The 11,403-nt window shown below is 74.4% G+C and carries 6 protein-coding genes; all 6 read left to right on the top strand.

From position 1 onward, the window contains the following. Positions 1-3: 3 nt before the first annotated feature. From ACE3UN_RS08290 to ACE3UN_RS08265, 6 genes are read left to right on the top strand one after another with little or no spacing between them, the layout of a single operon-like run. Positions 4-4,341 (top strand): glycosyltransferase family 2 protein, encoded by a 4,338-nt coding sequence (locus ACE3UN_RS08290; RefSeq protein WP_374674456.1) that lies wholly within the window; start codon positions 4-6, stop codon positions 4,339-4,341. Next, positions 4,338-6,122, top strand: a complete 1,785-nt coding sequence (locus ACE3UN_RS08285) for a sulfotransferase family 2 domain-containing protein (RefSeq protein ID WP_374674455.1) — start codon at positions 4,338-4,340, stop codon at positions 6,120-6,122. The genes ACE3UN_RS08290 and ACE3UN_RS08285 overlap by 4 nt, the downstream gene beginning before the upstream one ends. Continuing rightward, positions 6,119-7,105, top strand: a complete 987-nt coding sequence (locus ACE3UN_RS08280; protein WP_374674454.1) for a glycosyltransferase family 2 protein — start codon at positions 6,119-6,121, stop codon at positions 7,103-7,105. Before ACE3UN_RS08285 ends, ACE3UN_RS08280 begins: the two co-directional genes overlap by 4 nt. 10 nt (positions 7,106-7,115) lie before the next feature. Further along, positions 7,116-8,789: a beta-1,6-N-acetylglucosaminyltransferase gene (locus ACE3UN_RS08275; protein WP_374674453.1), complete on the top strand. Its 1,674-nt coding sequence runs from the start codon at positions 7,116-7,118 to the stop codon at positions 8,787-8,789. Between the two features lie 11 nt (positions 8,790-8,800). Continuing rightward, a complete protein-coding gene (locus ACE3UN_RS08270) occupies positions 8,801-9,574 on the top strand; it encodes a hypothetical protein (protein ID WP_374674452.1) in 774 nt (257 codons plus the stop codon). After that, a complete protein-coding gene (locus ACE3UN_RS08265) occupies positions 9,571-11,400 on the top strand; it encodes a sulfotransferase family 2 domain-containing protein (protein WP_374674451.1) in 1,830 nt (609 codons plus the stop codon). The genes ACE3UN_RS08270 and ACE3UN_RS08265 overlap by 4 nt, the downstream gene beginning before the upstream one ends. Positions 11,401-11,403 lie beyond the last annotated feature (3 nt).

Here is an 11,403-nt window from a genome sequence, read left to right as displayed (position 1 = left end):
CCCATGGCCCGCCCGCCCCTGCTCGCTTCCCTGCTCGGCCGTTCGGCCGCTGACACTGCGCCCGCTCCCGCCGTCGCCGGGCCGCCGACGGACCACCTGCATGTGGAGCGGGTGGAGGGCGCATGGGTGGTGGGCTGGTCCGCCGACGCCGGCGGCGGCAGCCTGCCGCCGCGGCTGCATCTGGACGGGGTGGCCGTGGACGCCCGGGTGGAGGCGGTGCACCGCGAGGACGTGAACCGCGCCCTGCAGGTGCCGACCGGCGCGCCGCTGGGCTGGCGGCTGCAGCTGCCCGTGTCGGCCTGGCTGGACGATGGCAGCGTCCGGCACGTGGAGGTCCGGGCCGGCGACCGGGCGGAGGCCGTGCCGCTGCCCCGCCGCGCCGGCGACTGGCTCGATGCGGTGCGCCGAGAGGGCCGCGTGGACCTGCTGGGCCCGCTGTGGGAGCAGCTGCGCGCGTGGACGGCGCCGGGGCAGCGGGTGCTGGACGAGGCACAGGCCGAGTGGCTGGCGGACCAGTCGCGCCGCCTGCATGCGGCGCTGCCCGCCGGCGTGTCGCCGGGACAGATGGCCGCGCCCCTCGGCAAGGTCGAGCGCCTGGACCGAGGGGTGCTCCAGGGCTGGGCCTGCTGGCCGGCCGCCATCGACGAGCCGCTCGAGCTGTGGGTCGACGGGCAGGCGATCGACGCCGGTGCGATCCGCACCGAACGCGACGACGTGGCCCGTGCGCTTGGCAGCCCGCGTGGCCGGCTGGGTTTCGAGTTCGAGGTGCCGGCCGCCGTCTGGGCGGGCCATCCGGATGCCGTGTCGCTGGAGGTGCGTTGCGCCGGCCGGCCGCTGGAGGGCAGCCCGCTGACCTGGCGGCGCGCCCAGCTGGCGGACTGGCTGGACGCCCAGCGGCAGGCCGAGGCCGCCGTGCCGGCCCAGGAGCCGGCGGCCGACCGCGCCGACCGGCAGTACGCCGTGCTGCTGCTGCTGGAGCACCTGCGCGCCGCCGGCCTGACCGACGGGGCCGGTGCCCTGCCGGCGGAGCGGCTGGCGTTCGTGCGCGAGCAGGCCGCCCGATTCGGCGTCCAGCTCGCCGCGGCGGCCGCGCCGGCGCCGGCGGATGAGCTCGCGGCGCAGGGCGCGCTGGCGGACGCCGCCGCACAGGACGTGTCCACGGTCACCGTCTGGCGGCTGCTGCGCCAGTTCAATGCGCGCCTGCTGGCGGGCGACACCTCGGCGGCGGCGCTCGCCCGCCTGCTGGATGACCCGGCGGCCCAGGGCGTGGTGGGACAGCGCTGCCTGTGGTCGCTCATCCCGTACTTCTGCGCCCAGGGGCAGTTCGCCACCGTGCGGCCGCATCTGGACGCGGCCCGGCTGCGGCGCCTGGCCCAGTCGTCCTCGGCCTGGGAGCTCAGCCTGGTCCTGCCGGAGGCTGCCCTGGCCGGCGACCATGCACTGGCCACCGCGGTGATGCGGCGCCTGGCCGACGGCGCGGCGGGCTGGGTCAACACGGAATGCGTGGCGGCCGCCGTCCGGACCTCGCTCCAGCCCGGCGACCAGGGCACCGTCGAGGCGCCCGTGGCCGAGTTCCTGCAGGCCGTGCTCGACCATTTCGAGCACCTCGGCCGCGCGCCGTACTGGTCGCGGCTGCATGACCAGCACCTCATCGGTGCCCTGGTCGCCCTGCTCGCCCACGACAGCCTGCTCAACGACCGGCTGGCGTACTGGGCGCAGGACGTCGCCGTGCGCCTGTATGCGCTGGTGCCCGATTTCTGGGCCGCGGTGGACGCCGTGCCGGCGCCCGCGGGCGGCTGGGGCAGTGCCTGCCTGGAGGCCCGCCAGCTGCACGAGACCGTGCACGACGCGCTCCATGGCGGACGCGACGCCCACGCCGCACTGGCGGCCCTCACCCGCCTGCGCGTGCTGGGCAACGTGGATGCCGACGCCTGCGGTCGCGAACTCGCGGTCGAGGCCCTGGCAGCGGACCCGGCGAGGGCGGCCGCGCTGTGCGCCACACCCGAGGAACTCATCCGCCTCACCGCCCACCCCGACGCGCCGGCGCTGGCCGACTGGGTGCACGATCCGTCGGCCCTTGCCGATCGCATCGCACGGCTGGCCGACGTGCCCTTGCCCCTGGGCCGGCGCGCGCTGCCCGACCTGGTCGCCGCCTGCATGGACGGCCACGGGCAGGCGCTGAGCCCGCCGCAGCAGGCCGCGCTGCGCCGCATGGCCGGCCGCGAGGGTGGCTACCTCGGCGTGCGCCTGGCGGCCGAGCACTGGCTGGCCGGTGCGGCGCGGCGTGATCCCGCGCAGGCCCTGGCCGCCCTGGTGGTCTGGCGCGACCTGTGGTTCCACGCCTTCGACGATGCCGCCGAGCAGCCCCTGCCGCCTGCCCCGCTGTCCGCGTCGTACAGCCGCCTGGACGCGGCCGCACGGGGCAGCGGCCTGTCCGGCGAGCTGGCCGCGGCCCTGGGCCGGGTGGTGGCCGAGTTGCGGCGCGCGCTGGCCGGGCGCCATGGGGACACCGTGCGCGAGCTGGAAGCGGGCGCACGCCCGGTGCCCGCGGCCCTGGCAGACCGGCCGGGCAGCCGGTCGGTGCTGGTCGCGGTGTACTCCTGCCAGCGCAACCTCGCCACGCGCGTGCAGGCCATCCGCGACACCTGGGGCCGCGACCTCGACGCCCGCGGCATCCCCTGGATCGTGGTCGTTGGAGACGGCGACGGCCAGCTCGGCGACGACCGGGTGCTGCGGCTGCAGGCGTCCGACGCCTACGAGGACCTGCCCGCCAAGACGCTGGCGCTGGTGGAGTGGGCCTGGCGGCACACCCCGTTCGAACACCTGCTGAAGATCGATGACGACTGCCACCTGGCCGTCGACGCGTACTTCGCCCAGTCGGCCTTCCTGGCCCACCACTACCACGGTCGGCGCCTGCACCGGGGCATCGGCGGCACCGACCGCACCTGGCACCAGGGCCGCTCACGGCGGGCGCGGGCGGCCGCGTCGGCCGACAAGTCGCCCGAGCCATCCACCTACGCCGACGGCGGTGCCGGCTATGTGCTGAGCCGGCTGGCCATGGGCCAGGTGGTGAAGGCCCTGTCGACGACGCGCGGCGCCCGGCTCACGCGCAGCGCCTTTCTCGAGGACAAGCTGCTGGGCGACCTGCTCGCCAGCCGCGGCATCACGCTGGCCAGCCACGGCCACTACACGCTGATCCGCCGGCGCTTCGGCCAGGGCGACGTCGACGGCGCCGCGGGCGCGGCAACGACGCGGGCCCTGCCGGTCAACGCCTATGACAACCTGTTCCTGCCGGGCCCGGCCAGCCCCACGCTGGTCACCCACCTGGACGGGCACGAGGACATGGCCGAGGTGCAGGCCGGGCAGCGCCTGGTGCGCCTGCGGCCCCACCGGCTCTGGCCGAGCTGCGCGCCGGTGCGCCTGGGCGGCGAGGGCACCAACCAGCTGGAGCTGCTCAGTCCGCCGGAGCGCGCGCGGGCGCTGCGCCACGCCCCCGTGGTGGTGGTCGCCGTGGCCCGCAACGAGCGCGTGCTCATGCCCCACTTCCTGGCGCACTACCGGCAACTCGGCGTGCGGGCATTCGGCATCGTCGACAACCTGTCGGATGACGGCACGCGCGAGTACCTCGCGGCACAGGACGACGTGGTGCTGTATTCCGCGGACACGGAGTACCGCCACTCGCACTACGGCGTGAGCTGGCAGCAGGCCCTGCTGTCCGGGCATCGGCTGGGCCGCTGGGCCATCCTCGCGGACATCGACGAGTTCCTGGTCTACCCCGACTGCGAAACCCGGCCGGTGGACGACTGGCTGGCCGGCCTGGACGCGGCCGGCCACGACGCGGCCCAGGTGCTCATGGTGGACATGTACCCGTCCGGCATGCTGGACGAGGCCGATTTCCGCCGGGCCACGCCCTTCGAGGCGGCCCCCTGCCACGACGAGCAGGCGCTGCTGCCCTGGGCGCTCGGGTCCGGGGCCTACTCCAACGGACGCACCTACCTCAGCGGGTTGCGCCACCGGCTGATCCCCGATTCGGCGCCCAATCTGTACACCTCGCAGAAAATCGCCGTCTTCCGCTACCGGCCCTGGGTGCGCCTGTCGGAGGGCCTGCACTACGCCAGCAACCTCCGCCCCGCCCCCGAGCCGGTCTGGTTCGCCCATTTCAAGTACCACGCCGGCTTCCGCACCAAGGTGCTCACCGAGGTGGCCCGCCAGCAGCACTTCAACGGTGCCGAGGAGTACCGCAAGTACGCCGCCCTGCTGGCCGAGGCCCGCGGGTCGCTCGCCGACCCGCGCATCACCCGCACCTGGCACGGAAGCCGCACGTGGACGCGTGACGCATGAAGAGAAAAGAACAGGACGTGGCATCGCCGGCGCGTGCCGCCCAACCCACCCCTCCGCGCCCGCCGCGGCTGTGGATATGGCGCTTCGGGCCCGAGCAACCGGGCGCGTGGCTGCCCGCCGAGTGCCTGGCGGAGGCCGGCATGGACCGGCCCGAGATGGAGCCCTTCGGCGCCGAGGGCGCGCACGGCGCCCTGGCACGCGAATGGCCAGCCGGCCAGCCGAAGGAAGCGGACGACAAGCGCCTGCGCGCGGCGGTGGAAGGTGCCCGTGCCTGGGTGATCGGCGTCGCCGACCAGCGTCCGGGCTTCCACGCGGCGCTCGTCGAGGCGGCGGTGCAGGACGTGGGATCCGTGCACCTGCTGCTGCACGTGCGCGATGCCGCCACGCGCCTGGCGGCAAGCTGGTCGGCCCACCCGGCACAGGGTGTGGAGGCGCTGCTGCGGCGCGACCGCGCCGGCATCGGTCGCCTGGCCTTCCTGCATGCGGCACTGCAGCGGGCCGGTCTCACCGTGCACCGGGTGGCCGTGGACGACCTGGCGCCTGGCGCGGCCGGTGCGGCGGCGGCCTGGGCCGGGCTGGCCCCCATCGGCGCGCAGTCGGCGTCGGCGGATGCGCGCCGCGAGCCCTGGTCCGCCCGTCTGGGCGTCGAGCTGTCCACGGCCTTGTCGCAGCGCTCCGAGGCCGACCGCGCGCTGCTCGGCCGCGAGGCCCTGTGGGCCACGCATGCCGAGATGCCCGTGGGCGCGCTGCTGCCCGTGGTGCGGGAGCCGGCCGCCTCCCCGGTGGCCATGCGGCTGGTGCGCCTGGACCGGCTGCCCGCGCTGGTGCATGAGGGCGAATCCCTGCGCCTGGGCGGCGTGGTGGTGCCGCCGGGCGAGCCGGTGACCGACCGGCGCCTGTTCCTGCGCCAGGGCCCGCGGCGCCAGCGGCTGGTGTGGGACCTGCCCTCGCCGGCGGTGGCTGCGCGCATGCCGGCCGATCCGGCGGCCGGCCAGGCCCGCTTTAAGCCCGCCGTGGTGCAGGCGCACGTGCGCCAGCCGGTGATGCTGATGTACCGACCGGGCGAGAAGGCCACGCCCCAGAGGGTGGCCGAGCTGCACTTCGAGGCCGCCGGCCGCCCGATGATCGAGGGCATCTTCCTGGGGCCGTGGTCGATCGGCTACCAGCCGTTCCCCAAGGTGGCCTGCACCTCCATCAAGGAGCTGCTGTTCCAGCTCGCCGTCGGCGCCGCCTTCCAGCCCGCGCTGGGCGCCGGGGCGGACCACGTGCACCGCTACTTCGACCTGCGCGTGCGCGACGTCAGCGGCGCGAGCTTCCGCTTCGTCGTGGTGCGCGACCCGGTCAAGCGCTTTCTCTCGGCGTTCAGCAACCGCGTGCTGCACCACAAGGAGCTGTCGCGTGCCTACGTGGAGAAACTGCGCCTGACGCCGCCCCTGGACCTGGGCGCGTTCCCGTTCGACCCCACGCTGGCGCAGTTCGTGGAGCACTTCGAGCTCTACCGCCGCGTGCCGACGATCGACCACCACTTCCGGCCGGTCAGCGAGTACACCGCGCCGCTGTCGGCCTTCGACAAGGTGTACACCTTCGAGCGCCTGGACGACCTGGTGGCCGACCTGCAGCGCCTCACCGGCCACCGGCTCGGCCTGCCGCACTCGCAGCGCGGCGGACCCAAGATCTCCGTCAAGGACGTGCCCCCCAAGGTGCTCGACCGCCTGGTCGAGCTGTGCGCGCCGGACTACCGCCTGCTCGAGGGGCTGTACGCCCCCTCGCAGCTGCGATGAGCCTGGCGCGCGCCGACCGCGAGGCCCGTCGCCGGCTGCGTGTGCATGCCGGCGAGCTGTCGCCGGTGCATGTGCGACAGGCCGAGATCGCGCGCGCCTGGTGCGTGCTGGTGTGCTGCGTGCGCAACGAGATGCCCCGCATGCCGGCCTTCCTGGACTACTACCGCCGCCTCGGCGTGGCGCACTTCCTGGTGCTGGACAACGAATCCGGCGACGGCCTGGCGGACTACCTCGCGGCGCAACCCGACTGCTCGGTGTGGCGCGCCGCGGGCAGCTACAAGGCCTCGAACTTCGGCATGGACTGGTGCAACCACCTGCTTGCCACCCACGGGGTCGGCAAGTGGTGCCTCACGGTCGACCCCGACGAGTTCCTCGTCTACCCGTACTGCGAGGAGCGCGGCCTGGCCAGCCTCACCGACCACCTGGACATGATCGGCCAGCCCAGCCTGTTCACCGTGATGGTGGACGCCTATGGTGCCGGCCGGCTGAGCCAGACCCGGCTGCAGCCGGGCGCCGACCCGTTCGCGCTGTGCCCGTGGTTCGACCGCTTCAACCTCACCCAGCGCTTCAACGAGGAACTGCGCAGCGTGTGGGTGCAGGGTGGCGTGCGGATGCGGCGCTTCTTCGCGGGCGTGCCGCACCAGGCGCCCGCCCTCAACAAGGTGCCGCTGGTGCGCTGGCAGGCGGGCTGGCGCTATCTCTCGTCCACGCACCACCTCAACCAGCCGGCGGCCAACTGCACCGTGCTGGACAACCCGGAGGCGGTGTCGGGCGTGCTGTTCCACTTCAAGTACGTGAGCCTGCTGCAGGAGAAGGCGGCCGAGGAACTGCAGCGCCGCGAGCACTACGCCGGCAGCCAGGAGTACCGCGCCTACCTGGACGCCGGCGACGTGGTGCTGCACGACCCGCAGATCTCGGTGCGCTACGCCGGCAGCGCCCAGATGCAGTCCCTGGGGTTCATGCAATGCGGCACCTGGTTCTGAGCGGGCGGCCATGAAGATCGCCGTCCTGATGCTCTGCCACGAGGCGCCGGCCCGGCTGGCGCCCCGGCTCGCCTCGCCGTTCTACCGCAGCGACGACGTCAGGCTGTACATCCACTACGACGCCCGCCGCGGCGCCGACGAACTCGGCCAGCTCGAGCGCCTGGTGCCCGAGGGCGTGGCGGCCCGGCTGCTGCCCGACCGGGTGGCCTGCGGCTGGGGCGACTACTCCCTGGTCGAGGCGACCCACCGGCTGATGAAGGCGGCGCTCGCGGACGACGGCTTCGCGGCCGACTACCTGGTGCTGGTCAGCGGCAGCTGCACGCCGGTGCGGCCGCTGGCGAGCCTGCAGGCGTACCTGCGGCGGCGCCGAGGCATGGACTTCATCCAGGCCGTGGACGTGCAGCACCGCAGCTGGGTCAAGGGCGGCCTGGAGCAGGAGCGCTACCAGTACTGGTTCCCCTTCAATTTCCGCACCCACCGCGCCTGGTTCGAGCGCACCACGCGCTGGCAGCGCCGCCTCGGCATCCGCCGCGCCATGCCCGAGGGGCTGCGCATCCATTTCGGCTCGCAGTGGTTCGCCCTGACGCGGGAGACGGCCCGGCGCGTGGCCGCCCGCCTGGACGAGCCGGCGCTGCGCGGCTTCTTCGCCCGCTCGTGGATCCCCGACGAGTTCGCCCTGCAGACGCTGGTGGCGGCCGAGCAGCGCCCGGCCCTGATCGCGGGCCACCACCTCACCTACTACGAGTTCGACGGCCAGGGCCGGCCGCTGGTGCTCGACAACGGCCATGCCGGCCACCTGGCGCGCCAGCCCTTCTTCTTCGCCCGCAAGGTCGCCCCGCAGGCCGTGGCGCTGCAGCGGCAGATCGACGAGCGCGTGGCCGGGGTCGAGCAGGACTTCAGCTACTTCAACCATGTCGGGCGCCCGACCAACGACTACCAGCGCTTCCTGGCGCATGCGCTGACGGTCAAGGCGGCGCGGGCCACCGTGGGCTCGTCGCAGGACGCCTGGCGGGGCTTCATGGATTTCAACCGGCGTCCCTACTACGTCCTGCACGCGTCGTCCCGCAGCTACCTGCTGGCGCTGCTGGCGGCCGCGCGCGAGGCGGCACCCGGCCTGCCGCTGCTGGACTTCGTCTTCGACCCGGCCTCGCTGGTGCCGGCCAGCGGGCAGGGCCCCGTGCGCGGGGTGCAGGCCGGCATGCGGGCCCGGCGCGACTACGACCCGGGCGCCTTCCTGTACGAGCTGGCCAACCTCGACAGCCGCTGGCCCACCGCGTTCGCGCTGGACGCGGGCGTGCCGTCCTGGACGCGCGAGTTCGTGCTCTGGGACAGCAACGCCACGCTGGTGCACTGCGACCCGCCCGGCCTGGGCAAGCTGCAGCGGGCCGAGGCCGCGCTGCGGGCGCTCAACGCCGCCACGGACGGCCCCGTGTTCGCCGCCACCCTCGAGGCGGCGCTGTCGCCCAAGTGGCTGCCGCAGGAGCACTTCGCGGCGGCGGTGGCCGAGAAGCAGCCCGCCTGCCAGTCCTGGACACTGGCCGACCTGGCGCGTGAACGGCCGACGGACCCGGTGCTGGCCGCGCTGGCCTCCGCGGCCAGCCGCGTCGACGCCGCCCGCCACCACCTCGGCTCCGAGGCGCTGGCCCGCGATGCGCTGGGCGCCTCGCGCCACCTGGCCGACTGACACTGTCGACGATGACCGAACGCCTTTCCCGCCACGACCGCTGCGTGGTGCTGGGTCGCCCGCGCTGCGGTGCCCACTTCGTCTACCGGCTGCTGGCCGCGCATGTGCCGGCCCGCGACCTGGGCGTGCAGCCCTTCGCCTGGCAGGCTCCTTTGGGGGAGTGGTCGCGCCGGTTCCACGCCGATGCGTCCGCCGACGTGCTGCTGCCCGGGCTGACCCAGGCCCTGGAGGACGGCGTGTTCTTCCTGCACCTGCACGAGGCCGAGTCGTGGGCCTTCAATGCGCTGGTGCTCGACGCGCTGGCGGCGGCCGGCTACCGCGTGCTGCGCGTCGGCCGGCGCGACGAGGCGGCGCGGCTGTTGTCGCTGTGGGTCGCGCAGGCTTGCGGCGCCTGGTCCCAGACCGAGGTCCAGGCCGTGCGCGACGGGGCCCTGCGTGGCGCCCCGCCCACGCTGCCGGCCGACCGGGCCACCGACGACGCCGTGCGCAGCTTCGTGCACGCCCAGCAGGCCAACGCCCGCTGGATGGACGCGGAGCTGGCGCGTCGCGGCCTGCCGGTGATGGTGGTGGCGCACGAGGCCCTGTTCCACGACGGCATCGGCGTGCTGGACCGGGCGAACGAGGTCTTCGCCTTCGCCGGCGCGGGGTCGCGCGAGGCGGTGCTGGACGACGAGACGCTGCTGCGGCTGGTCTTCACCGGCGAGTCCCACACGCCCGGCCTGGTGGCGCACTGGCCGCTGCTGCGGCGGGTGGCGGAAGTGATCGCACGGGAGGTGCACGCATGAACGCGGTGACGGCGACGGCGGCGACGCCGGAGGTGGAGGCCTTCATGGCCGATGTGCTGGCCGGCCGGCGCACCGGGCTGACCCTGGGCAACCACCGGGTGGAGCTCATGCCCGGCACCTACGGCGGCGCCCTGGTGGTCAGCTTCGAGCCGGCGGCCGACGAAGGCCCGGCCATCGGCCTGGACCGCCCCGTCTGGGGCGAGGCCTTCCTGTCCCGCCGCGGCCACACCATCCTGGGTGTCAAGCGCGTGGCCTCGGACTGGTACCGCAACCCGGCGCTGCACCGCCTGTTCCGCCGTCTGCAGGCGCAGGGCTGGTTCGAGCGCTTCGAACGCGTCATGTTCTACGGCCCCTCGATGGGGGGCTATGCCGCCCTGGCCCTGTCGGCGGTGGCGCCGGGCTGCACGGTGCTGGCCCTCAACCCGCAGTCCACGCTCGCGCCGGAGCGCGTGTGGTTCGACCAGCGTTTCGCGGGGGCCCACGCAGCGGCCTGGAAGGGCGACTTCATCGACGGCGCGGATGGCGCGGCCACCGCGGCGCGTGTCTACGTGTGCTACGACCCCTGGCACCTGAAGGACCGCCTGCACGCCCAGCGCCTGCCACGCCACAACCGCGTGGACCTGCGCCTGCCCTTCGGTGGCCACGCCACGGCGCAGACGCTGCAGTCGCTCTCGCTGCTGGGCAGCGTGTTCGACAAGGCACTGGAGGGCACGCTGGACGCGGCCACCTTCCGCGACATGGCGCGCGCCCGGGCGCAGCTGCCCGAGTACTGGCTGCGCCTGTCGCGCCGGGGCTTGCACGTGCCGCGCCAGGTGCGCTGCCTGGAACGCGCCCTGGCCATCCGTCCGGACCACCCGGCCGTCCTGGCCGCGCTGGGCCGGCTGGACGCGTCGGCGCTGCTGCGCCACCTGCCCGCGAAGGCCGCCGCCGGCGTGCGCCGGGACGAGCTGGTGGAGCCGGCCGCCGCCGAACTGCCGCCGCTGCCGGCCCTGCCGCAGTTCGCCCCGGTGGTGCGCGGCCGGCGCTGGCCGCCGGGCATGGTCACCGCCGAGCGGCTGCCGCTGGTGTACCTGAACGTCCCCAAGGCGGCCAGCACCACGATCCAGAACCACCTGCTCTTCATGCTCACCGGCCGCTATGCGGCCGACCCGAGCGCCATCTATGCCCACCCCGGGCTGGCGCGCAGCCAGGAGGCGGCGCCCGCGGTGCAGGGCCTGTTCGACCGCCAGGTCGCTGCCGGGGCGCTGGTCTTCACCTTCGTGCGCGACCCGGGCGTGCGCGCCTATGCGTGCTTCAACGACAAGCTCATGCACTCCGGCCCGCACAGCTTCACGGCCATCCGCGAGTCGCTGGTGCGTGACTGGGGCCTGCGGCCGCCCGCCCCCGGGCAGGCCGCCACGCTGGTGCAGCAGCAGGACAACTTCCTCGCCTTCCTGCGCTTCGTCGAGGCCAACCTCGCCGGCCAGACCTCCATCCGGCAGGACCTGCACTGGGCGCCACAGGCGCCGCAACTGGCGCGCTTTCGCCGCCACGTGAAGATCGGATTTGTCGGCCGCGTGGAGGACTTCGCCTCCGACATGGCCTGGGTCATGCACCGGTGCGTGCCGCGCCGGCTGCCCGACCTGCAGTTCCGGCCCTGGCGGCACCCTGCTGCCGCCTACCCGTTCGAGCAGGTTGTCACACCTGAGATCCAGGCATGTCTGGACCGCATCTACGCGGCCGACTACGCTGAGCTGGGCTACCGCCCCGGCCGCAAGCCGCCACCCGAGTTCGACGCCGAGCGGGTGACGCGCGCGGTGCGGCGCGGCAGCGCGAAAGCGCGCTAGCGC

The organism is Ideonella sp. (assembly GCF_041918995.1).
Lineage (GTDB): Bacteria > Pseudomonadota > Gammaproteobacteria > Burkholderiales > Burkholderiaceae_C > Ideonella.
The sequence above is the reverse complement of the archived record's forward strand: the minus strand, read 5'-3'. Positions and strand labels throughout refer to the sequence as shown.

What these genes read in the sequence shown, in the direction of transcription:
- ACE3UN_RS08290 (WP_374674456.1), top strand. Translation starts at nt 4, where the DNA reads ATGGCCCGCCCGCCCCTGCTCGCTTCCCTGCTCGGCCGTTCGGCCGCT.
- ACE3UN_RS08285 (WP_374674455.1), top strand. Translation starts at nt 4,338, where the DNA reads ATGAAGAGAAAAGAACAGGACGTGGCATCGCCGGCGCGTGCCGCCCAA.
- ACE3UN_RS08280 (WP_374674454.1), top strand. Translation starts at nt 6,119, where the DNA reads ATGAGCCTGGCGCGCGCCGACCGCGAGGCCCGTCGCCGGCTGCGTGTG.
- ACE3UN_RS08275 (WP_374674453.1), top strand. Translation starts at nt 7,116, where the DNA reads ATGAAGATCGCCGTCCTGATGCTCTGCCACGAGGCGCCGGCCCGGCTG.
- ACE3UN_RS08270 (WP_374674452.1), top strand. Translation starts at nt 8,801, where the DNA reads ATGACCGAACGCCTTTCCCGCCACGACCGCTGCGTGGTGCTGGGTCGC.
- ACE3UN_RS08265 (WP_374674451.1), top strand. Translation starts at nt 9,571, where the DNA reads ATGAACGCGGTGACGGCGACGGCGGCGACGCCGGAGGTGGAGGCCTTC.